This window comes from Desulfobacterales bacterium (assembly GCA_034520365.1).
In the GTDB taxonomy this organism is placed as follows: Bacteria; Desulfobacterota; Desulfobacteria; order Desulfobacterales; family Desulfosalsimonadaceae; genus M55B175.
On record JAXHNP010000007.1, the window covers coordinates 79,629 to 104,498 of the forward strand.

Sequence of the window (24,870 nt, forward strand, 5' to 3'; positions counted from 1 at the left end):
AACAATTTGTAGAGATTGATACTTGTCGGTTTTTTTTCACTCTGGCGAACATGGAAGCCTTTCTTATAAACACTCACATTATCGAACATAGGATATTGATTTATCGTTATAGTATTTTTATTTATTTGGCACTACCTTTTGGGGGCACAGAAAATTTCAATTCATAGAAATACAGGCACTTATGCGTCGCAGAGGGCTAAAATCGGATGTCAACTGTTAAAGATCAGCCCCATTTTTCAACGCACGGCTAATTTGTTCTAACCGCAAAACCCATAACCACGGTCCTGTTAACGGACAATTAGTCGGCACGGTGGCCGACTCTACGACGCATGTGGCCGTAGGGCAGGCCACCGTGCCTGCCTAAGAAAAGACAGAACAAATTTGCCCATTTTTTCAACGCTTCTTACTTGATTTTGCAATGCAATTTCTGTAAACTTCCTTTTGACGGGTTTCTTTTTTTTGTATGCTGCAATAAAATTATAGGTGTATCAATTCAGCAATGATGCAGGGGGAAAGCATCATCGCGCATCCTGACCTTCTAAGTAACTTCACGGGTATTAGGTTTTGGGTATTAGGTATTAGGTTAATGGAATCAAGAATTTATGGTCGCACGGTGGCCGACCATACTACGATGAATCGGGTTTTTCCCCATTCGTAGGGCGGGCCACCGTGCCCGCCTGAAAAATAGATAGAACAAATTTACCGTGTTTCAGTGCCTTTAAAGTTATTTATAGGCTCGGTCCCGGGCGCACGGCCCGGGGGGAATACTTCCAAAGGCAAAACACCCCGGGCAAATTCATAAACGGGTAAGTGCCGGTTTTTCCCAGTGGAACAGTAGAAAGGCGGAAACGATAAAAAGGGGAGCAGCATGAAAACGAGACACGATAGCAATGCACGGTGGCCGGGCTCGCATCGCCGGTGGGGCTCACTGGCGGGTATAACCGCCCTGATTTTTTTACTACTCACCCTGCTTCCGGGCATGGCCCTGGCGGCTGGAGGGGAGTTTGCCGACGACGATGGCACGGCCGCAACCGCCGGTGAACCCATCCCCTGGTCGGAGCTCGGCGAGCACGCCGCCGGCCTCTCCGGGCATGGCGATGCGCTGGAGGTCACCGCCACGCCGGAGGGCGCAAGCCTGCGCACTGACTACCAGCAACTGCGCGGGGAGGTGACGGCGCGGGGCCTGCGGCTCCAGTCCGGCGCCGAGGGCGCGGACTTTGCCGTGCGTGCCGCGTCGCTCGGGCGAATGACCGCTGCCACCGTTGCGTTCGCATCCGAAGGGGCCGTGGAGGTTGACGGGGATCGGGTGCGCTGGCTGCGCCCGGGGGTGACAGAGGAGTACTTCGTGAGCGTGGACGGCGTGCGTCAGGACTTCGTGCTCCATCAGCGGCCGGCCGGCGATGGCGAACTGGTGCTGGAGCTGGCGCTGGAAGGCGTGCGCGCCGAGCCCGCCGGCGCCGGGGCGCGGCTGAAAATCGAAGGCAGTGGCCGCACGCTGGCCTACCAACGCCTCGAGGTGTCAGATGCCCATGGTCGCGCACTGCCGGCGAGCATGGTCGTAACCGACAGCGGCGGCCTCGCCATCACGGTGGCGGATGCCGGCGCAGCCTGGCCGATCCGCATCGATCCCACCTTCAGCAACGAGAACTGGCGCGGTTTCCCGCACGGCGGCGGGGTGGATGCTGTTGTCTTCGCCCTGGCGCCGGACGGCAATGGCGGAGTCTATGTTGGGGGGGGCTTCGAAGAAGCCAACGGTAAGCCCGGGTTCACGCGCATCGCCCACTGGGACGGCAACGACTGGTCAGCGCTCGGCGGGGGCCTGGATCGCAACGTCCTGGCCCTGCTGGCGGACGGCAACGGCGGGGTCTATGCCGGGGGGAGCTTCGACACCGCCGGCGGCGAGACGGTGAACTCCATCGCCCACTGGGACCCGAATACCGCCACCTGGTCAGCGCTCGGCGACGGCGTGGGCGGCGGCGGAATCTCTGCCCTGCTGGCGGACGGCAACGGCGGGCTCTACGCCGGGGGGCGGTTCGACACCGCCGGCGGCGTGTCCGCCAACAACATTGCCCACTGGGACGGCAGCACCTGGTCGGCGCTCGGCGACGGCACCGGCACAGGCACGTTTCCAGATGTCAACGCCCTGGCATTGGACGGCAGCGGCGGGGTCTATGCCGGGGGCACCTTCACCACCACCTACGGCGCGCCCGCCAGCTACATCGCCCACTGGGACGGCACCACCTGGTCACCGCTCGGCGACGAATGGGATCATGGCTCCCAGCATGTTAGAGCCCTGCTGGCGGACGGCAGCGGCGGGGTCTACGTCGGGGGCACCTTCAGCATCGCCAACGGCGCGCCCGCCGACTACATCGCCCACTGGGACGGCAGCACCTGGTCGGCGCTCGGCGACGGCGTGGACTGGCGCGTCTATGCCCTGGCCCCGGACGGCAGCGGCGGACTCTACGCCGGGGGGCGCTACGGCACCAACTATATCGCCCACTGGGACCCGGATACCGCCACCTGGTCGGTGCTCGGCGACGGCGTCAATGACACAGTCGAGGCCCTGCTGGCGGACGGCAGCGGCGGGGTCTACGCCGGGGGGTACTTCGATACCGCCGGCGGCGCGCCCGCCAACGCCATCGCCCACTGGGACGGCAGCGCCTGGTCAATCTTCGGCGGCGGCGTGGGCAGCTCCGTCTTCGACCTGGCGCCGGACGGCAACGGCGGGATCTACGCCGGGGGGTGGTTCACCACCGCCGGCGGCGCGCCCGCCAACCACATCGCCCACCGGGACGGCAGTGCCTGGTCAGCGCTCGGCGAGGGCGTGCTGATAGACAGCTCCAGAGGCCCCGTCCACGCCCTGCTGGTGGACGGCAATGGCGGGGTCTACGCCGGGGGGTACTTCGATACTGCCGACGGCGAGACTGCCCACAACATCGCCCACTGGGACCCGAATACCGCCACCTGGTCAGCGCTCGGCAGCGGCGTCAATGGCATGGTCCGGGCTCTGGCATCGGACGGCAACGGCGGGCTCTATGCCGGGGGGTGGTTCACCGCCGCCGGCGGCGCGTCCGCCAGCTACATCGCCCACTGGGACCCGGATACCGCCACCTGGTCGCCCCTCGGAAGCGGCTTGGATGATGACGTCGAGGCCCTGCTGGCGGACGGCAACGGCGGGGTCTACGCCGGGGGAGACTTCACCGCCGCCGGCGGCGCGTCCGCCAACCGCATCGCCCACTGGGACCCGAATACCGCCACCTGGTCGGCGCTCGGCGACGACCAGGGCAACGGCGTACAAGACACAAACAGTACAGATGCGTACGTCAAAGCCCTGGCGCTAGACGGCAATGGCGGGCTCTACGCCGGGGGTAAATTCAACACCGCCGGCAGCGTGTCCGCAATCGACGTCGCCCACTGGAACGGCAGCGCCTGGTCCGCCCTGGGCAGCGGGACCGACGACGTAAATACTGGAGAGGTCGAAGCCCTGGCGCCGGACGGCAATGGCGGGGTCTACGCCGGGGGAGAATTCACCACCGCCGGCGGCGAGCCAGCCAACCGCATCGCCCACTGGGACGGCACCACCTGGTCACCCCTCGGCGACGGCGTCAATGACAAGGTCTACGCCCTGGCGCGGGACGCCAACGGCGTGATCCACGCCGGGGGTACCTTCGACACCGCCGGTGGGCAACCGGCGGAGCGCGTGGCGCTCATCCGGCCCGAGTATGCGCTGAGCTATGCCGCCGGCGAAAACGGCACCGTCACCGGCGCCCTGGACCAGACCGTCCTCGCCGGCGGGGACGGCACCGAGGTGACCGCCGTGCCCAATGCCGACTACGCCTTCACCGGCTGGAGCGACGGTGTCGCCACGGCCAGCCGGACCGAGACCGGCGTGGCAGCCGATCTCAGCGTCACCGCCAGCTTCGCCTGGGCCTACACTGTCACCCCTTTGGCCGGAGCCGGCGGCAGCATCGACCCGGACACCCCGCAGACCGTGGGCGAAGGCAGCACCACGAGCTACACTGTCACCCCGGATGACGGCTACAGCATTGACTCGGTGACCGGCTGCGGCGGAACGCTTAACGGCACCACCTACACCACCGGCCCGGTCAGCGCAGACTGCACGGTGGAGGCGACATTTGCGCTCAAAACCGGCGATCTGCAGCTCAACATAAATCCGGCCGAGGGCCAATGGCGGCTGGAAGGAGAAGATACGTGGTATACTTCCGGACATACCCTCTCCGAGCTGCCGCATGGAGAATACAATGTCATCTTCAGTAGAGTGCCAGGTTGGAACACCAGAGGCGATGAGAGCTATCTTGTCCATGCAGAGGCGCTCAACGCCTATACAGTGGAATACACCGAAAACAGCACCGAATACCAGGTTTCGGCCACTACGGCCGATGCGAACGGCACTGTGGAAGGGTCATCCACTTATGTTCACAACGCCCGGGCAACCCTTAGCGCCCGTCCAGAACCGGGCTACGCCTTCAGCCACTGGACGGAAAACGGACAGAAAATAGAAGGCGCCGGTGCCATCTATGAATTTTACGTCACCGCCGATCGCAGCGTGGCCGCCCATTTCCGAAAAATCAATGCCCTTCCAGGCTTGCTGCTGCTGCTGGACTAAGCGTTCGCAACTTCGCCACAAAGGCACGGACCAGTTTGCTTTCGACCGGCACAGACGGTCACCTGGTTCGTGCCGGGGCTTTTGCAAAGCGTTATACACCCCCGTCTTTGCGCTGAACTTTGGTCATGGGCCGGAAAATCAAGGATTTGTTTCGGGATTGCTCCATTTGCAAACAGCGCCTTGCATGCATTGGCAACGGATAGTCGGCGGCACCCTCATGAGCAAATCATGTTCCATGGTATCAAAGAAAGCCTTGAGATCCATATCCAACCACCCACGGCCGCGGCCGGCAGCGTTTCCTGGCTTTGGATAAAACCTGATGCGCAGACTTGCCGGGGCAATATCCGCAGGAATCCGGGTGAAATATCCGGTCCTGGATATCGTTCCGCATAACCGGCTGGCACACTGGAGCGCAGCGGAATTGCCAGTCCGAGATGAGGCGGTCGTTAGCTGTTTTTTGACTTTAAATCTCCTTCAATATAACGATGAATAATGCCGGAAATAAGCGTTTGGTATGGTACACCCATTTGAAGTGCTTTTTTTTGGATGCCTTTATAGTCGTGATCATACAAGCGAATAGTTACACGCTTGTCTTTTTTAAAGGTGCTTTCAGCAGCAGTCTTTACAGCCTCAATTTCTTTTTTGGAAGGCTTTGATAATTTGATTTGACCAGAGTCATAGGCTTCCAATATATCATTTTCTTCTTTATCGTAATTCATGATAGCCCTTCCTTTTCTCCCAAATATTCATTGGTTGCCTTTCTGCTTGGGATGATTGTTTTGAGAAATATGTAGTTATTTTGGAGAACATGGGGAACAATATAAATATAGTTGTCAATGATAACAAAATATAGCTTTTGGCCAGGATATTTATCTTGATTTGGATGATCTGATGTTCCCCAAATATCCCCTTGCCCCAAATGAAAAATTATTTGCTCAAATGAGATGTCGCGATTTTTTTTCAACCATTCATTTTTGTCAGAATTCCATTCGAATTTCATTGACAGATTGTACATCCAATACATGTACATGTCAAGGAGAATGTCTTTTCAACAGCTAAGCGGAACGGCTTTTTTGCGTCCGCTGAAGCGCCATGTTCAAGCAAATATGCAAGATAACCACCAAAATGAGTCTGATTATCATTAATACCCTGGACTACCTTTTTCGACATCGGCCGGGTTTTTTGTATCATGGCCCCGGCCATCTGGATGATTCTTTGCAAGGCATCGATAAATTTGAGATTTTCTAGCTCATTATTGCAAATCCGGAACAAGTCGCCAAAGGACCTGTGGTCGACCTGCGGCGGACCAAAGGCCGGCATTACTGCCTTTTCTGTTTGACTGTTTTCACCATATCAACCGGAACAAATGGTGAGTAAAGATAGCCGAGCTGCACTTTTGAAGCCCGCACTATTTTATAGAAATTCCGGGAAATTATTTGACTTTGAGTTTTGGCCACGGCATTGTAAAAATATGATAAAGCCAAACCAATGGTGAGATTGGGACGGAAAGTCACGGGTCTTTTCGGTACTGGTTTTTTCCCTCGATTCTGTTCAAAGACAGCCGGGCTGCCAAAATCTAGTGGTCCGGCTTTTTTTGTTGCAGGGGGCTTGCTCAAATTGATTTCAGGCCCTGCAAACGGTTATTGAACAAGGCCATAATGCGGAAAATGGTAAAAGAAACTATAGGGATACACCAAAAGACAGGGAGGGAAATCCGATGAGAAAGACAGCAGTGATATTAATTCTATGGATGGGGATATGCGTTTCGTTTACCGGCCAGGTTTTAGGGTGGGAAGAAGGGCCGAGCAACACACTTTTCGGCGATGGCGCAGGAACAAATTTAGATTCGAGTCAGGCCGCCACGTTTATAGGTTTTAGAGCCGGCTACGCCAACACCACTGGCTACGCCAACACCTTTCTCGGGTACGCCGCCGGCTCCTACAACACCAGCGGCTACTACAACATCTTTCTCGGGTACTTCGCCGGCGGTTCCAACACCGCAGGCTACCACAACACCTTTCTCGGGAACTATGCCGGCTACTCCAACACCACCGGCTACTACAACACCTTTCTCGGGTACAATGCCGGCTACGCCAACACCACCGGCACCCGCAACACCTTTCTCGGGAATTATGCCGGCTACAAAAACACTGAAGGCGCTTCCAATGTTTTTATTGGCTACAGGGCAGGTTACAACGAAACCGGCTCAAACAAGCTGTATATCGACAATATGGGAACTGCTACCCCTCTGATTTACGGTGAATTCGACAATGACCTGGTCAAAATCCACGGCACCCTGGAAATGGCAGAATCCCTTTCGATAATATCAGATGTGCGCATGAAAAAGGATATACAGCCCCTTGAATCTTGTCTTAATAAAGTCTCAATGCTTGCAGGGGTGTCATTTGATTGGAAAACAGAGGAGTATTCCGGTATGGGCTTTTCCAATAAAAGGCAAATCGGGCTGATCGCCCAGGAGGTGGAAAAAGTGGTTCCTGAACTGGTAAAAACCGGAGCAGACGGCTATAAGTCGTTATCCTATGCTAAGCTGACAGCGGTGCTGGTTGAGGCCGTCAAGGAACTCAAGAATGAGAATAATGAATTCAAAAGTCAGAATAATGCAGCTATCGAGCAGCTCAAGGATGAGAACAAGGCGCTCAAAGCGCAAATGAAAAAACAACAGGCAATGCTTGAAGCGATTTTAAAAAACAGGGATTATTCATCATTGTCCAGCAACAGCAGCATCTGTATGGCAGAAGGCGGCGCCCAATAGACAGCCGTAAGGGTGCTGTCCAGAAAATCCGGCACGCCATCACTGTTGGCATCGTGAAATCCTTCCTGCATATCCGAGACGCCATCGCCATCTGTGTCACCGGCGCCCCTGACATAATGCTGGACATCGCATCCCTGAACAAAGGATATTGTGCTGGTGCTGCTTTTTTGAAAGGCACTGTTGTTTTCCCATGTGCCGCACAAGGTCATCTCACCTGATCCGTCAATGAATGCGGCACCTTTTTCAAGCGTAAAATGGCGGCAATAATCAATCAGGCCTTGCCCCAGGTTGAGGTTCCCGCCGTCTTCAACCGTGAGGTCGGTGCAGTTCATTTTAATTGTCTGGCCGTTTAGCTTAATTGTTCCGCCGGAGCCGATGATGATGCCGCTTGCCGATACAGGGAGCGCATAGAGAAAGAAAAACAGGAGCGTAATTGATAAAACGAGCTTTTTCATATCTTGCCTCCTGGTTATGGGGTTGGCTTTCAAAGATTGGGTATATGTCTTTATTTGTATCATAACGCCCTGCCAAGTCCAGACTTTTTTAATATTACGATTCCGGACAACTTGCCAATACATTCATCAGCGGAGCCAGCCTCATAAATCAACATTGTAAAAAGGCTCCAGCAGCTATCCTGTTAAAATGCGGCATACAATATGTGGTGTTTTTTTCAGATAAGAAAATGCTTTTCCTATGGAAAGGCCCCGGCTTGTCAACTTTGGCCCTGATTGCCGGGACTTTTCTTTTTTTATGGATGGGGCTGGCTGGTCGGTGGGGTGTGTTATTCTGGTTTTATAGGATTGACAATTGCTGGGGTTCCGGCTCTGACGATTAAAGGAACATGATATATGAAGGGCTGATTTAGAAGATTGTGGATATTGATTGATGTGGCTGCTATTAACCTACTCTAAATTGTAACCTCAAAAACATTTTTTTCTGAGAATAACTATATTTCAATATGTGCTTGATGCTTATTTTCTCAAAATTCCTTTTCCAGTCTTCCCATGCCGCGGCATCCCAACTGTCGGTGATAAAGACAGCAAAATTGGTTTTACGAACGCATAACCCCTGCATGCTGAACAATTCTTTCCATAGCTGACCGGCAATTCAGGTGCCCCATCCCTTGGCTTTGAAAATGCCTGCCTTATTGAGCAGGCTGCCAATTTTGCATTCAGAAAAGAAATCAGCAAGAATGCCAAGACGTTCAGTATTTACTGTTTGATTTTGTTTCGCAGCAAAGCTATGGTCATTCATGATGGGTTTCTTTTCTTTGTCTTTGTGTTGTTTGGTTGCAATCAAAGTGTCAAAGAAAGCGAGGTTCGTCAAAAATAATAATTTCAATGCTTTATTCCTTTAGCTCCTTTAACTAATGCCCCAGAAAGTTGAGTGCCTTAACTTAAAAGCAGGAGACGTAAAATGAAAACAAATGCTATTATTTTCATTGGCTTATTTGTACTTCTGGTCCATCCCTTTGAATGTATTTATGCTTCTGACCTTTTTGTTGACAGCGGGCAGACCCTTCAGGATTCGGGATCATCCGGGTATAGCGCCCACGTTGTCCTTTCTGATCTCAATGGAGACGGGGATCTGGATGCCTACGTGACCAAAAGTGACGGATGGCGCGACAAGATTTGGCTGAACAACGGCCGAGGGGTTTTTTCACTGGCATCTTCTGCGCCTTTAAATGTTTATGCGCGGCAGGCTGCTTTAGAAGACCTGGATGGTGATGGGGATCCGGATTTGTTCAGTATAAACTATAACGGCGCAAATTCAGTGTATCTGAACGACGGGCAGGGCCAGTTCTCAGACAGCGAACAAAGTCTCGGATCGTCACATAGCTATGGTGTGGCTCTTGGCGATCTGGATGGTGACGGGGATTTTGATGCCTTTGTATCCAATGACACCGCCAATATGGTATGGCTAAATGACGGTCTTGCCAACTTTTCTGACACAGGCCAGACACTGGGGTCATATGACAGCAGACGGTCAAGCCTGGGGGACCTGGACGGCGACGGCGATCTCGATGCCTTTTGTGTCAATTGGGGCTTCAACCTGGTCTGGATAAACGACGGATCCGGGGTTTTCGAAGACAGCGGTCAAAGCTATGGAAGCAGTAAAAGCGAATGTGTCGCCCTGGGAGATGTCGATGGAGACGGGGATCTGGATGCATATGTTGCCAACATAGACAGTGCCGACAAAGTCTGGCTGAATAACGGGGCCGCCGTTTTTACGAGTGGTGAGAATCTGGGGCTCGGAGGGAGCAGAGACGTGGCCCTTGGTGATGTGGACGGCGACGGCAATGTAGATGCCTTTGTCGCCAAAAGCGATACAGATAGCGGTGTAAATATTGTCTATTTAAACAATGACGCAGGCAGCGTTCTTCTGTTGGGTGACTCCAATACCCGGAGCGTCGCCTTAGGTGATGTGGATGGAGACGGCGACCTGGACGCATTTACCACCAACCGTGTTGAAGCGGATAAGGTCTGGCTGAACACATCAATTAAAAAGGGATTTATGCCGGCTGTTCTCTTGATTCTCGATGAGTAAAACGGATTTGCAAATATGATAAAAGGGAATCCAAGGGATATTGAAACCCCCAAAGCCCACTTTAAAAAATAGGATTTTGCTTTTGAGGCTCAATTGTAAATCAAAAATCCCACTTTTGTGTAAAGTCTTTATTGCCCCTTTATCTTGTATGCGGCCAAAGGGAAGCTGGTCAGGTATGGATTTTTTCCCCTGTGGCAGCCGTGCTTAACTTGTCTTTTCTTTTCATGGTAGCGTAGAGTTATCCTGGCGCCAATAATCGACAGAACAAGGTCGTTTAGCTTCACTTTGATCGGTGATCCTTTTTAGCTCCATATCGTCAGGGGAGCAGGTCGTTGGGTGCAGCATACTTGCCAAATATCCTGCCTAAAGACTTACAACCTCGAGTAAGGATTGTAAAAAGAACCCGTCAACTATCCTGTAATAATGGGGCATACAATATGTGGTAGTGACCTGTGGCGGACCAAAGGCCGGCATTACTGTTTTTTCTGTTTGACTGTCTTCACCATATCAACCGGAACAAATGGTGAGTAAAGATAGCCGAGCTGCACTTTTGAAGCCCGCACTATTTTTCAGAAATTCCGGGAAATTATTTGACTTTAAGTTCCCACCCATGCATTATAAAAACATGATAAAGCCAAACCAGTCCTGAGGTTGGGACGGGAAGTCACGGGTCTTTTCGGTAGCGCTTTTTTTGATTCGGTTTTTAGATAGCCGGACTGCCATTTATCAGGAGCGGTCCGGCTTTTTTTGTTTTGGAGGGCTCAATGTTGAGGCTTAGGAAAAAATCAATATTACTATGCGAGGAGAAAAAATATGATCCGCTCTTTGCCCTTTCATGCCAAAAGATGCTGCCTGCTCCCGCTAATAATCTGCCTTCAGGTTTTTCTGACAGCTCAGACATTTGCAGATATAATCTATATCGACAAATCCAGCCCAGGGAGGGTGTAATGAAAAAGACGGCCATGATTCTGACAGCTATAATAATATGCCTGTCGTGGCCTGATTTTATCCGGGCTTATCAGTCTTTCCCGGATACCGGTCAGAGCAAATGCTACAACAACACAGAAGAAATCACCTGCCCCGACTCAGGCCCTTTTTACGGCCAGGATGCCCATTACCAGCCCAGAGTGCCCCAGTCCTATACAAAGCTTGGTTACGGCGGGGAGGTGTTGGCCGACAACGCAGTCCACGTTGACGATGGCGGCCCGTGGATTATGACCCGAGACAATGTAACCGGGCTTATCTGGGAGGTGAAAACAGAAGAAAGCGGTCTTAGAAACAATAATAACACTTACACCTGGTATGACCCGGATCCTGAAATAAACAAAGGTGATGCGGGCGAACAAAACGGAGGCCAATGCAGCGGCAGCGATTGTGATACATACAGTTATATCCAGGCTCTTAATCAACAATCTTTCGGAGGGTGTTCAGACTGGCGGATGCCCGGGCGGCAAGAGCTTTCCTCACTTGCAAACAGGGATGATTATGCACCGTCTATTGATACGCAATGGTTTCCGCATACCCGGGCTTCAAATTACTGGACGGGTGATACATTTGCCATGAACAATGTAGGCGCGTGGCGCGTTGATTTCTTTCATGCTCTTGTGGGAGGTGCTGACAAGCGAGGTGCTGACAAGCCAGTCGTTTATCATGCCAGAGCGGTCCGCGGAGGGCCCTCAGAGTTTTTGCCTCATCTGACAGACAATCAAGACGGCACGGTTACAGACCACAACACAGGACTTGTGTGGCAGAAATGCAGCCATGGGCAAACATGGGATGAAGCAACAAACGAATGCAGCGGAACGCCAACCGCTTATAACTGGCAGGACGCCCTGGCTGCTGCTGAAAGCCTCAGGTGGGCAAATCATACCGACTGGCGGCTGCCCGACATTAATGAACTGCAGACCCTGATTGATGACACAACATCCAATCCGGCAATTTTGGACATTTTAGCCGATGATACCATCTCCGGTTATTACTGGTCGTCGACAACCTATCCCGGCAGCATGGACCGCGCCTGGAGCGTTTATTTCCTTAACGGATTTATTGCCCCCCGTATTAAAACCAACGAAAACAATTATTATGTCCGGGCTGTACGCGGCGGAGACACCTTCATTTATTCGGAAGCTAAAGCCCTGCCCGGACTTTTCATGCTGTTATTCGATTAGAATGGTGTGTCTTCCAGCAGCAGTAACAATACCCCGGGCATTATTTGCTGCTCAGGCCTAAATGCAACGGAAACGCTTTTATTACTGTCCATCGTGACAGTATTCGTTTGGGCAGTGGAGCTGTCGTCATCGGTGCCGCTCCAGGCGGCCACCTGATAGCCGGCATCCGGATCAGCCGTCAGATCCACCACTATCCCGGCATCATAAACATGAGAACCCTCTGCCGGCGATATTGTGCCGCTGCCTGATTTCGTTACGGTCAACGTGTACTGCGTCACTGGAATGGTCTCAAATGACACGCTCACGCTCTTATCACCCGTCATCGTCACCGTATTGCTCCCGGCAGTGGAGCTGTCGTCATCGGTGCCGCTCCAGGAAGCCACCTGGTAGCCGGCATCCGGATCAGCCGTCAGATCCACCACTGTCCCGGCATCATAAACATGAGAACCCTCTGCCGGCGATATTGTGCCGCTGCCTGATTTCGTTACGGTCAACGTGTACTGCGTCACTGGAATGGTCTCAAATGACACGCTCACGCTCTTATCACCCGTCATCGTCACCGTATTGCTCCCGGCAGTGGAGCTGTCGTCATCGGTGCCGCTCCAGGAAGCCACCTGGTAGCCGGCATCCGGATCAGCCGTCAGATCCACCACTATCCCGGCATCATAAACATGAGAACCCTCTGCCGGCGAGATTGTGCCGCTGCCTGATTTCGTTACGGTCAACGTGTACTGCGTCACTGGAATGGTCTCAAATGACACGCTCACGCTCTTATCACCCGTCATCGTCACCGTATTGCTCCCGGCAGTGGAGCTGTCGTCATCGGTGCCGCTCCAGGAAGCCACCTGGTAGCCGGCATCCGGATCAGCCGTCAGGGAAACAACTGTGCCTTCGAAATAATCACCGCTTGTGGGAGATACAGTGCCTGAACCGCTGATAACACTTGCCGTCAATGTGTAAATTGGCGTGGTAACCAGATATTCATAGGCGCCCAGATCATAACCCATGCCCTGGGGACGGGATGTGCCATCAAGGTCATCGGACGGGGCTGTCAAATTAAATGTGGCATCAGATGCAATGCCTTCATCTATCACCGGCGAGGACGGGCTGAGATGGTAATCGCTGTCTCCGCCGGCAAGGGGATCATTATCCGGGCCATCGTAATCGACAAAATCGGGGCTGACCCCCATGTTCCCGGTCTTATAGGGGGCACCGGCATTGTGCCAGCTTTCGTCAAGCATCGAAAAATCATTGTAAAGCAATCTCAAGTTGTTGAAACTTGATCCGGTCAGACCCCCATAATAAACAAAATAAATATCGGAATATCCGCCCCCATCCAGCACATTGCCCATAAAAATGCAATTCATGACATAGGCGTAGCTATTCCGATAGGCCAAATAGAGACCTGCGCCATAAGTGGCGGCCGTATTGCCGGCGATTGTGCAGTTGAAAATATCCGAATTGCTGGCTTCGTCACTGTAGATCCCCCCGCCGTAAACCGCATGATTGTTAGCAATCACACAATTGATAATATCAGGCCGGGAGTAGTTGGTACTGCCGTTTTGCCCGCTGTAAATCCCCCCGCCCCGGTTCGAAGCCTCATTCAGGGTAATGGTGCACGCAAAAATACGGGCTTCATTTCTTTCATTATTGTGGATGCCGCCGCCATGCCCGGCGGTTGAATTGCCGCGAATAATGCAGTTCTCAATCAGCGGTGAAAAACCCCCGTCGTTGTAAATACCCCCGCCGCCGCCGTCTGTGCTGCGATCCGCAGTGTTTCCTGCAATCAAACAGTTGCTGACCGTGGTGCTGCTACTGGAAATGGTGTAAATGCCGCCGCCGCTTTGGCCGGCTGAGTTGTTCAGAATGGAGCAGTCGTTTAAATATGTGGTTCGGCCGCAGTAAATGCCACCCCCATACTCTGCGCTGCAGTTCTGGATGATGCTGTTTGCAATGGTCGCGCCGCTTGCCGAAGCAAGTATTCCTCCGCCATTGACGGCAATTCCGTTGGTAAAGGTGAATCCGTCCACTTTCGCAGCGCCAGTAATGTATAGGCACTGAAAGGTGCTCTGCCCGTTGATGATAGTGGGGTTGGCCAGCCAGTTGCGGCTGTTTCGCTGGATCTCGGTGCCGGCAAACCCCCCGTAAATAAAAAGCACTTTATCGACATTAACCGGGGAAGTTAAATCATAATTACCCCCTCTAACCCAGATTTCGTTGTTTTCAGCTGCCGCGCCAATGGCCGCCTGAAGGCTGGCCTTGGCGGCTGCCCAGGTTGTGCCGTCATTCAAATCATCCCCGTCGATTCCATCCACATACAGGTCCGCATAATAATCCTGGCTCGGATCAAATTCATCAGCCCCGATATCGACGATGACCGATCCGTTTGAATCGCCGTCCAGCTGACGCGGATCTCCGTCAATATCTATAGGCAGCAGCCCGACAGAAGATGTTCCCTGGTCAATACACGGGGAACCGGGGGCGATGTGGTAGTTGCCGTTGTCCGGATCAATGATAAGCGGGTCTGTATAAACCTGAGCGGAGCCGACATAACTAGAGCAGCAATTATTGCTGCCATCAGGCCAGTCAGTTGACGAAAATCGTACCTCCAAATCAGATCCCGTCGTGTTGGTGTTCCCCCAGAGAATAGAATTGTAGATCCTGTGCTTAATGTCCGTATCGCCCAATATGTATACAGCGCCGCCCGTATAGGCGGTGTTGCGGGTAAAGGTACAGTTAATAAGAAGCATCGAGCCGCTTCCCGCATTAATGGCGCCGCCGTAGTCCAAAGCTGTATTCTGGGCAAAAACACAGTTGTTAAATACAGGCTTGGCGTAACTCAACCAAACTGCCCCGCCGCCGTAATAGCCTTCACTTCCCCCGGTTCCGGTTGACGCGTTGTGGGTAAACTTACAGTTCAAAATATTCGGCTCACTCCCGCTTTCCGAAATTACCATGGCTCCGGCCCTGGAATCGCTGCCGTTGGTAAAGGTAAAACCGTCTAATGTCGCCGATGCAGACACGTTCATGATCCGAATGGCATCGCCGCCATCGACAATGGTTTCATTTGACACGAAATTGCGCTGAGAAGCCTCGGTTTCAAAACCTTCGAAGCCACCCAGCAGGATAACAGCCTTTGTAACCCATATGGTCGATGCTGGAGAATACGTTCCCGCCTGAACCCAAATGTCATCGCCGGCTGTTGCAGCGCTGACTGCCTCGGCAATACCAGTAAAGGCCTCGCTCCAGCTGGTTCCGTCGCCGGATACGGCAAGATCTGAACGTACAAACCAGGTTGCTGCAAAAGCGCTCGAACCAAATGATAAAATAAAAACGAATATAAGCGTAAAAGCAGCGATCTTTATTAATGCACCATACGTTAAATACTCTATTTTTTTCTGACAAACAGGTCCAAGCAACATTGATATCTCCTTTTTCAGAATGGGATAAGGAATTGCGCTAACAAAGACTTCTCTCTACCACTCGAAATGACAGCATCAAGGCGTTTTACGCCAGTTTTTCAATTTTTACTGAGTTAAATTAGTAGAGACTGCGGCTCTTGGGCTGACATCCGCATATACTTCTGGTGCGTCCGTTTTTGCCTAAAAGGTAAGACCTGAAATACGGTTGGGCATGCTGCTTGCCATAAAAAAAGCCGGACTAGCACCCCTGCAGTCCGGCTATCTATTAGACCAAAATTAAAAATCGGCATCGAAAAGACCCGTGACTTTCCGTCCCAATCTCACAATTGGTTTGGCTCTTTTAGACCATGTGTTAACAGAACACAAAAGTCAAAAGATTTTTTAACCTCACAGCGAAAAAGAGACTGATATCTATGCTGTATTGCCGGCGATTATAACATCTGGGCGGGAATAACGGTTATGGCCTGAGACGGGCACAGGTTAGCCTGGTACATTCAAAAAATCTTGATTTTTCTGAAAATAGTTTTGTTTTTTATTGCAAAAAATAAATCCCTATTTTAAAGTTTAACACACCCATTATTTTGCATCTTGACCATATCGAAATTTTTATTCTTGATTCCATCCTTATATGAAGGAGGGAGGGAGGGCATGATGAAAACAAATTTCCGATGGCTTAATTTGGTTTTAATTGTCTGTATGATCATGGGTTTGAGTGCCCTTCATCCCTGCAACGCCAAAGCAGCAGATCTCACCGTAGGCAGCTTCTGTACTTATTCCACAATCAGCGCCGCCATTGATGCAGCGAGTGCCGGGGACAGACTACTGATCGAAGGCGGGGTGACATTTGCCGAAAATCTCATCATCAACAAAAATCTGACCCTGCAAGGCGGGCACGCCGCCTGCGGCAGTGCTTCGTCAGACCCAACGACCATCAATGGCGGCGGCAGCGACAAGGTAGTAACCATTGAAGCTAAATCCACTGTTACGTTGGTCAATCTCTATATCACCAATGGTAATGGTATAGGTGGCGGGGTTTGTGCCTTAACTAGCAGCCAAGTCACTTTGGACAATGTTCGCATCTTCGGCAACACCGGTACCTATGGCGCGGGGCTGTATGTCAGCTCCACCGCCGAGGTGACCCTCACAAACGGCAGCAATATTGACAATAATACCGCCACCATTGCCGGCGGCGGCGCGCGCGTGTGGGGAATCTTGACCAGTCAGGACACGAAATCGGATATCAATGATAATTCAGCGCCCCACGGCGGCGGTGTTTCGGTGAAGGGGGGAGAGCTGCACCTTATTGATGCGGATATGAGCGGCAACCAGGCCACTGCCGCGGATGGCAGGGGTGGCGCTATCTTATTGGAAGAAGGCGCGATCGCCACGATGACGGGGAGGGTCTGGATTTACAATGGGAACCAGGCCTACGACGGGGCCGGCATTTATGCTGACGATTCCGAGATATTCCTGGGAAAAGTTACCATCGGAGGGAATACGGCGTCAAATGGGGGCGGCGGCATTTACCTAACCAACAATAGTTCGCTGTCCGCGTCCAACGCCACAGTCGGCAATGATACTTTGCCCTATGGCAACGAAGCCGCCATGGGCGCAGGTATTTACGCCTCCGGCAGCACCGTTGACTTTGGCGGCAATATCTTCAACAATATCGCGACAATTCAAGGGGCCGGCATTTATGCAGAAGACAGCACAATCAATCTGACCGACGTCAACGTGGGCGGAACCGATGCAAGCCAGGCCAATCAACTGGGACCGGGTGGACACACGGGAGCGGGTCTATACTTTGCAAACGCTACCCAAGCGACGCTCAACAACACCGTGGTTTCCGGCAACGCCTTTCAGACCACCGGCTTTGCCTATGGCGGCGGCGCGTATGTATCAAGCGGCAGCCTGTTGACGCTGACCAACAGCACTATTGAAAACCATCTGGCGCCTTCAGAAACCGACGGCCGGGGCGCTGGCATATACATCAATGACAGTACGGTCACGGTTGACAATAGCCAGGTCGTATCGAACACCGCCGGTCAATCCGGCGGCGGCGTGCGTCTGTGGCAAACCAGCACACTAAACGTCCTAAACGATTCCGTCATTGCCGACAACCACGCGCTAAACGGCCATGGCGGGGCGATTGCGGCAGGCGATACACCAACCATCAACATCTCTGATGCCACCCTGCTCGACAACAGCGCCGCCACTCACGGCGGGGCGATCTATCTGGACGCGGGCACTTTAAATGTCGCATACACCCGCCTGCACGGCAACAGTGCTGCGCGCGGCGGGGCCATCTTTCAAACTGGGACTTCGGCATCGGAGGTTTCCAACAGCCTGATTTACAGCAACACTGCCACTACCGGATTTGGCGCAGGTATCCGCACCGAGGGTGGCGAGTTCACCCTGACCCATGTCACGCTGGCCGACAACTTCAACGGGGCGGGATATTCACAGTCTAATACCGAAGGGCATGCTGCAAACAGCATCGCCTGGGGCAATGATGAGGGTGGCTTCTGGATCACCAGCGGTAATCTCACCGGAACATGCAACATCGACCAGAGCGGAAATGTCGGATCAGCCAGTAATCCCCGTTTCGTGGATGCCGCCAGCGGCGATTTCCATCTGCTCGGCGATTCTCCGGCCATCGATACCTGCAGCACCGGCCTCTCGCCTGATCTGGATAATATTTCCCGTCCTTTTGGTGACGGCTACGACATGGGCGCATATGAGTTCTATGTGGAGCATGCCGTGGAAGCAGTCACCAATCCCGAAGGGGCCGGCACAGTATCCGGCACGGGCACTTATATTTCAGGCTCGACCGTTTCCGTGACTGCATCAGCCGAGCCCGGATATGTTTTCAGTCATTGGGCGGTTGATAACATGGTCGCCGCCTGCAGCGCTTCGTATTCTTTTCCAGCAACCGACGATGTTACCCTTCAGGCTAACTTCAGCCAGGAGCAGAGCCAATACGACATCACTTGCTCTGCAAGCCCCGTGAACTATGGATCCGTGACAGGAGCAGGCTCTTACAGCCATGGCGCGGATGCAACCGTCAGCGCCTCCCCGGATTCCGGATATGCCTTTGTCCACTGGATCGAAACCTGGGATGGATTTGAGGGAAGCTGTGTTGTTTCCACGGAAGAAGTGTATACCTTCACAGCAGAAAGAGACAGAAACCTTACGGCAATCATCAGGCCGAAAGCTCTGCCTGGAGTCATGATGCTGCTCCTGGATTAAGGTTAGCCGGAGTAAATTTGTTTTATTTTTGAGGCCGGCGCGGTGGCCTGCCCTTCTAAAAAGGCAACACCGCGCTTTTTTTTCGTCAGCCACCGCGCCGACTGCCCCTCCGATAAGTAGGGGCGGCCACTGCGCCGACCGGCCGTGCTTACAGCAGAATTCAGCCTTATTAAACAAAACCCTTTATCAATTGAACAGGATGATCTGTGAACGCATAAAACATGGCTGCTCGAAAAAAATATTTGAAAAAAATCAAAAAATTATTCTTGACATTGAGTTTTTTCGGGCTACCCTTAGAAGTACAAGAGTATAAATCTACTATTTTCTTTCTTGCTATTACTCTAAATTTGCAGCTTCTTCGGCGTTTTTTCCGGTATCAGCCAAAGAGGATCTCCCCGCCTCAAACAGCCGAATAATGCTTCGCCCCTTGGATTAAATTAAAATTTTCAAAAAGGAGAAGCAGAATGAGATCAGTTACAATATTATTTATTGCCATTTGCGTCATCATTTCTTCTTCGGCATTGGCTGCTGACAATACAGCCCCCGCACTTGACCCTTCAATTATAAAAGAAACCGAAGCGAAGGCCAAACCCAGCCCCCAGGATAAAAACCAGTTCGAAAAACGCGGCATTTTAAAAGATGGGGAATTCATCGAAGATCCAGAACCCAAAAATTACGCACCACGCGAATTGCTGGTAAAATATAAAACCCTTGTTAACGATGAAACCACGACTGAAGAAAAATATCGAAGGAATTATGGGATTGTTCCAATAAAAAAATTTCGTTCCATAGGGGTACAGCACGTAAAACTCCCGGAGGATCTCCCTGTTGAAGCAGCTCTTAAAATTTATGAACAGGATCCGGCCGTGGAATACGCCGAACCCAATTACATCCGCAAGATTGATGCTACGACACCCGATGATTTGGATAACCGACTCTGGGGTTTGCACAATACCGGACAAAATGTGAACGGGACTGGAGGTACTGCGGATGCGGATATTGATGCCCCTGAAGCCTGGGACCTATGCACAGGATCCAACGACGTTGTTGTTGCCGTGATTGACACAGGCGTGGATTATAACCACCCCGACCTGGCTGAGAATACATGGACAAATCCTTCTGAATCAGAAAACGGCATAGATGATGACGGCAACGGCTATGTGGATGATGTGATGGGATGGGATTGGGTTGATGATGACAATAACCCGATGGACTACAATAATCACGGCACGCATTGCGCCGGCACCATTGCGGCCAAAGGAAATAACAGCGAAGGGATAACCGGTGTATGCTGGACGGCAAACATAATGCCGCTCAGAAGTCACAGCACATTGGGTGCCGGATCTGACGCCGATATTATTTCAGCCATCCAATACGCTTGTTCAAACAATGCGGACATAATCAATATAAGTTCAGGGGGCGAAAGTTATTCCCAAAGTTATAAAGATGCCATATGTGAAAGCTCGGCGCTTGTTGTCTGTTCCGCTGGAAATTCTGGAAAAGATAATGATAGTGCGCCTCATTACCCGTCCAATTATGAATGCCCAAACATTATCTCAGTAGCAGCCACTGACCAGAATGACGAACTCGCCTCATTCTCAAATTTCGGAGCCACTACAGTGGACGTGGCCGCGCCCGGGGTCAACATCTACAGCGGGCACCCGGCAAGACAAACAATATGGAGCGATAATTTCGATGACGGCACTCTCGCTCCCTGGGTAACCGGGGGCTCAAGCGGCGGCCCGTTTGGCCTTACATCTTATGTTTATACAACCCCCAGCTTCTCCTTGACAGACAGCCCCGGTTCAACACTTGATGATTGGGCGTACTACGGAAATAATGACGACCATTATGTCCAGGTTCTTGCAAACAGTAACTTCACTTCCTATGAAGGCACAAAACTGCAATATCACTTTGTTGGCATATCCGAACCGGGATATGATTTTTTCCGTGTCCGTGTCGGTTCAGGTTCATATGCTATAGCGCATGGATTTTCTGGCTACTTCACAGAGGGCTGGCATTTAGGCGTTATAGATATGAAAAGGCTTGAAGCCGAGGGAGACGACAATCTATATGTCCAATGTGAGTTTGAAAGCGATTATTCCGGTTATAGCGATGGCTTTTATGTCGACACATTTAATATGACAGCGTGGTCACCTAATCCGGCTGATTCCGGGTATAGATTTGCTAACGGAACTTCCATGGCCGCCCCGCATGTTTCCGGACTTGCCGCACTTGCCAAGGCATACAACATGGCCATGCCCGACACCCAACCCTTAACCAACAGACAGATCAAATCCGCAATAACCAGAGGTGTCGACCGCATTGCATCATTGAGCGATAAGTTAAAAAGCGGTGGGAGAATTAATGCATATAACACGCTTAAACTGATTGAGCAGGGGCCTGCCATGCCCGCAATTAACCTGCTGCTGCTTGAAGACTAAATCAATGCGTTTAAAGATTCCATCTACCCTCTTCTCCCCCTGGGAGAAGACCGGGTTCCATCTTACCCCCTTCTCCCCTGGGAGAAGGTCGGGTTCCATCTTGCCCCCCTTCTCCCCCTGGGAGAAGGTCGGGATGAGGGTAAAAATGGTTTAAGTGAATGGCATTAAGATCAAATCAACTCCTTATTAAAAAAAATTTCTTGTTGCGGAGTTTTCAGCTTGACATGGCCTCACGATTAAAGGATTATAATAGTAAATAAAAATTCACACACCAAGATTTTCCATCATGCAAAAATTTTTCATCATAACCCTTGCGATATTGCTTTTTGTGCCGGGATTGAGTCCGGCAACGCCAGATGAAAAGCTGCGGGAGATTAATAATTCAAACCAAAACAATTTCATATGTATAGACAAAAAAGAACAAACATTTGGCCAAGTGCTTGAAGATATTGGCCAGCAAACCAATTTAAACATAAAAACCAGGGGGAACGAACCCGCTGTGACCAAGGATATATCCTTTTCAGAAATTTCTTTGAAAGAGGCTTTAAGCAAAATCCTCAAACTTTACGATGTTCGCAACCATGCAGCCATATACAATTCTGAAAAGGCAACGCTTACACTTTACCTTTTTGAATCGTATTACCATATAGCGGGTTTACCTTCTCAGAGTGAAACCCAATCAGATTTGACATTCATAGAACCCTTAACCCAGGAACAAATTGATCAGCTTATCCCGGAAAAAGAACACGAACCTTTAACTCAGGAACAAATTGATCAGCTTATCCCGGAAAAAGAACACGAACCTTTAACTCAGGAACAAATTGATCAACTTATTCCGGAAAAAGAACACAAACCTTTAACCCCGGAACAAACGGCTCAACTTATTCCGGAAAAAGAACATAAACCTTTAACTCAGGAACAAATTAATCAACTTATTCCGGCGGAAATCCCCCCGGAAAGGTGATATGGTGCAACATAAACTGACCAATATCCAAAACAATTAAATTTAAGGAGGCTCTCATGAAATCTAACTTTTTTAAACTATTAGCTTGCAGTTTTATCGTAACAGCTTTATTTCTTTTTGTTCCTGTCAGCTCATCTTTTGCTGCAGGATATGCTGATGGCACCTGCACTATTGACAAAGTTGGGGCAGCAGCTAACTATAACTTCGTTTTTGTAACTAACCCTACCGCCGGATATGATAATCAGTGGTTTAAATTGGATAACACCAACAGGAAAGAGCTCTTAGCGACATTATTAACAGCATATTCCATGAATGCAGAAGTTGAAATATATATTGAAGATGATGGTGCCACCATTTCAAGAATAAGAATGGTTAACTAATAGCTTATTAATAACCACCCGATTAGTCAAATTGAGATGACTTTTGAAGTATTCCCCCGGCCACGGCGATAGCTGCGCCTGTAAATTGTTTTTTTGACCCCTCCCCCAATTTTGGGGAGGGGTTTCGGGTTGGGAGCTTACAAAGAAGGACTGGGCATCAAAGCGGAATAACTATATAAAATTTTTCCATAACTGCCTATAACGGAACTCTATATTTAAGAGCCACGGATGCCGATCTCTCAAGCTTGAAAGATTGGGGGGTATGTCTTTTTCTCCCAAAACCTCTTCAGATGCTTTTTTCTGCTGACGATCTAAAGGATTTACCACGTACCAGTTATTAATAAAATTTATTGCTTGATCCCTTATATTTACCGGACTCTCCAAAAAATCGATCATCTTGTCTAAGTTAAACATTTCCGGCTCATTAATATTTACAGCGAATAGTCTTTTTTGGCGATCTAAAAATTCATAAAAGACCAAGTCGCAAACATAAGCATTCAATATTCTCCTCTCTGTCCACCCCCATGTTTTTAAGTTGTAGTGCGAGATTATAATTTCATCGATTGAGCGAAATGATGTAATCCATTTAGAGCTTGGGAATGCAGCGCTAAGGTCATAGGATAAAATATCCGCCGATGGGGACTCCACTTTAATGTATTTAAAGCTGTTTTCTTTGATATAGTCAATTTCCTTGCCTTCACTAATTTTTTCTTGAAAAATTTTTGATTTCTCATTTTCCCGGTTCAGCATCCTGCCGGGTGTTAGTGAAATGAGGGATTGATAATTTACATTCAATAACAAGCGAGTTAATTTTATTACGAACTCACTGCCTGAACGTGGCATTGTAGCAAAAAAAATGTTCATTTACTCTCCTTCTCCTCTTTACACTGCAACACAAAATTGATCATTCTTTTTAACACTATAAAATGTAGCGGCCTTAACCGATTTGATATTATTAGATGGCAAAATTTAAGCTGTTTTGGGATTGATAAAAAATGGCGATTGAAAAATAGACTTTTAGCTTTTATCCATCCAAAGATTGGTTTTTATCCCTAGAACATAATTGAATTAATCTATATCTTTATTCTCCATACAAGTTTCAGTTTTTGCCATATCTGTCACAAGCATTTTATTTTCTTTATTATATCTACTAATTAAAGATTCCCTTTGCTCGCTTGTTAAAAGAAACGGGGCGGGATATTCATCCAGTGGGAAGGACTCTTTCAGCACCTTTTGGAATTTATTCCGCTCTTGGGAAGTCAAGTATGGGAATACAATGCCGTAAATTTCCATCGCTTTGACAGAAAAGCTGGGATTAATTGTTTTCTCATACAATTTGATATCTTTTAAGTCGCTAAATATTTGAAAAAAATCTTGAATAAAATAATCCAAATTTTCTCTTATTAAACCATAATTTTTGATAATCACACAATCTTCACTAAAATCTGAAACAAAGGGATCCACGACGTTTCGCCAAGATAAACGCTCCAATTTTAAGCCTTGATAAAAGGACTCAAAGTCATGCTTGGGGCCTTGTTCACGGAAATATTGAAGGTACGAAGACTCTACCAACTCATCTTGATTGCGGATATATAGGATAATAGTAGTTTCATAATTCAAGTCAAAAAGGAGCTTCCTTAAAAATTCAGATGCATACCTGGCCTTTGGATACAAGGTTGAAGTATAACCTAATATCGAACCCAATAAACGCTCATCCGAGTATATAAAGTTATTATTTTTCAACGCCATAATTCGGCTCTTAAGCGCAATCTCAGCTTCAATACAATCCGCGTCTTCCACGACCAACCTGCCAACTTGATATGATTTATGAAGCATTCTGTTGTAAGGCTTTAAAAAATCTTCCTTATAATTTTCTTTAGCCAAGAGAATACGAATATTCTCCTCCCCAAGACGCTTTTTGTTATACATTAAGTTTCGCTGAAGATATGAGGACGCTGTTTTATGCGCCCCTATATGGATCCAACACTTTTTTTACTCATTAATAGCCTCAAAAAATCATTTACTTTTCAAATCTGGGAATATTGTCAAAATTTGACTCCAATCATGAAAGTCACTACCAACAAGTTGTTGAAAACCTATTTTCTATTTAATAATTTAATAATTTAATAATGTATATACCGGATTGCTTTTATTACATAGCTGGTAGAAAAAAACGCCGATTATCGATGAGTGCCAAAAAAATAAGTAAAATGCCCTATTCATTTGCATCTCCCTTTAGGAGCGCACGCGGCAAAATCATCTTCGGCGATACAATCGTTTCCTATACTTATATCCT

Annotated in this window: 15 protein-coding genes and 3 riboswitches; of the genes, 8 read left to right on the forward strand and 7 right to left on the reverse strand. The window is 50.0% G+C overall.

Annotated features, from left to right (window positions below; genetic code table 11):
* Positions 1–868 precede the first annotated feature (868 nt).
* Positions 869–4,627, forward strand: coding sequence for a hypothetical protein (locus U5L07_14675; GenBank protein MDZ7832989.1), 3,759 nt, complete (start codon positions 869–871; stop codon positions 4,625–4,627).
* 446 nt (positions 4,628–5,073) lie between these two features.
* On the opposite strand, the gene U5L07_14680 is transcribed toward U5L07_14675, so the two are convergent.
* The gene (locus U5L07_14680) at positions 5,074–5,346 is read right to left on the reverse strand and encodes an antitoxin (protein ID MDZ7832990.1); all 273 of its coding nucleotides are present in this window, start codon (positions 5,344–5,346) and stop codon (positions 5,074–5,076) included.
* Positions 5,343–5,627 carry a toxin gene (locus tag U5L07_14685; protein ID MDZ7832991.1) on the reverse strand — a complete coding sequence of 95 codons (285 nt, stop codon included), beginning with the start codon at positions 5,625–5,627 and terminating at the stop codon, positions 5,343–5,345. Before U5L07_14685 ends, U5L07_14680 begins: the two co-directional genes overlap by 4 nt.
* Positions 5,628–6,096: 469 nt before the next feature.
* Positions 6,097–6,201, forward strand: a riboswitch (cyclic di-GMP riboswitch).
* 143 nt (positions 6,202–6,344) lie between these two features.
* Between U5L07_14685 and U5L07_14690 the strand changes: the two genes are divergently transcribed.
* On the forward strand, positions 6,345–7,400 hold the full coding sequence (locus U5L07_14690) for a tail fiber domain-containing protein (protein MDZ7832992.1): 1,056 nt from the start codon (positions 6,345–6,347) through the stop codon (positions 7,398–7,400).
* Here the strand turns inward: U5L07_14690 and U5L07_14695 are convergent.
* Together U5L07_14695 and U5L07_14700 are read right to left on the reverse strand one after the other, a co-directional pair.
* Positions 7,343–7,855, reverse strand: a complete 513-nt coding sequence (locus U5L07_14695) for a hypothetical protein (GenBank protein ID MDZ7832993.1) — start codon at positions 7,853–7,855, stop codon at positions 7,343–7,345. The two genes, U5L07_14690 and U5L07_14695, sit on opposite strands and share 58 nt — an antisense overlap.
* 652 nt (positions 7,856–8,507) lie before the next feature.
* The gene (locus tag U5L07_14700) at positions 8,508–8,741 is read right to left on the reverse strand and encodes a hypothetical protein (GenBank protein ID MDZ7832994.1); all 234 of its coding nucleotides are present in this window, start codon (positions 8,739–8,741) and stop codon (positions 8,508–8,510) included.
* A 75-nt stretch (positions 8,742–8,816) separates the two neighbouring features.
* Between U5L07_14700 and U5L07_14705 the strand changes: the two genes are divergently transcribed.
* Positions 8,817–9,947 (forward strand): FG-GAP-like repeat-containing protein, encoded by a 1,131-nt coding sequence (locus tag U5L07_14705; GenBank protein MDZ7832995.1) that lies wholly within the window; start codon positions 8,817–8,819, stop codon positions 9,945–9,947.
* Between the two features lie 623 nt (positions 9,948–10,570).
* A riboswitch (cyclic di-GMP riboswitch) is annotated at positions 10,571–10,671 on the forward strand.
* Between the two features lie 223 nt (positions 10,672–10,894).
* Positions 10,895–12,115 carry a DUF1566 domain-containing protein gene (locus U5L07_14710; GenBank protein ID MDZ7832996.1) on the forward strand — a complete coding sequence of 407 codons (1,221 nt, stop codon included), beginning with the start codon at positions 10,895–10,897 and terminating at the stop codon, positions 12,113–12,115.
* Here U5L07_14710 and U5L07_14715 read toward each other — a convergent pair.
* Positions 12,112–15,537, reverse strand: coding sequence for a right-handed parallel beta-helix repeat-containing protein (locus tag U5L07_14715; protein MDZ7832997.1), 3,426 nt, complete (start codon positions 15,535–15,537; stop codon positions 12,112–12,114). The genes U5L07_14710 and U5L07_14715 overlap by 4 nt on opposite strands.
* A 245-nt stretch (positions 15,538–15,782) precedes the next feature.
* Positions 15,783–15,883: riboswitch (cyclic di-GMP riboswitch) on the reverse strand.
* Between the two features lie 302 nt (positions 15,884–16,185).
* Here U5L07_14715 and U5L07_14720 point away from each other — a divergent pair.
* The 4 genes from U5L07_14720 (at position 16,186) to U5L07_14735 (ending at position 22,574) form a co-directional block, all read left to right on the forward strand.
* Complete coding sequence (locus tag U5L07_14720; protein ID MDZ7832998.1) at positions 16,186–18,786, forward strand: choice-of-anchor Q domain-containing protein; 2,601 nt, start codon at positions 16,186–16,188, stop codon at positions 18,784–18,786.
* 464 nt (positions 18,787–19,250) lie between these two features.
* Positions 19,251–21,230, forward strand: a complete 1,980-nt coding sequence (locus U5L07_14725; protein ID MDZ7832999.1) for a S8 family peptidase — start codon at positions 19,251–19,253, stop codon at positions 21,228–21,230.
* Positions 21,231–21,516: 286 nt separating this feature from the next.
* The gene (locus U5L07_14730) at positions 21,517–22,194 is read left to right on the forward strand and encodes a hypothetical protein (GenBank protein MDZ7833000.1); all 678 of its coding nucleotides are present in this window, start codon (positions 21,517–21,519) and stop codon (positions 22,192–22,194) included.
* A gap of 56 nt (positions 22,195–22,250) precedes the next feature.
* Complete coding sequence (locus U5L07_14735; GenBank protein MDZ7833001.1) at positions 22,251–22,574, forward strand: hypothetical protein; 324 nt, start codon at positions 22,251–22,253, stop codon at positions 22,572–22,574.
* A gap of 171 nt (positions 22,575–22,745) precedes the next feature.
* On the opposite strand, the gene U5L07_14740 is transcribed toward U5L07_14735, so the two are convergent.
* Positions 22,746–23,438, reverse strand: coding sequence for a hypothetical protein (locus U5L07_14740; protein MDZ7833002.1), 693 nt, complete (start codon positions 23,436–23,438; stop codon positions 22,746–22,748).
* A 204-nt stretch (positions 23,439–23,642) separates the two neighbouring features.
* A complete protein-coding gene (locus U5L07_14745; protein ID MDZ7833003.1) occupies positions 23,643–24,503 on the reverse strand; it encodes a hypothetical protein in 861 nt (286 codons plus the stop codon).
* Positions 24,504–24,870 lie beyond the last annotated feature (367 nt).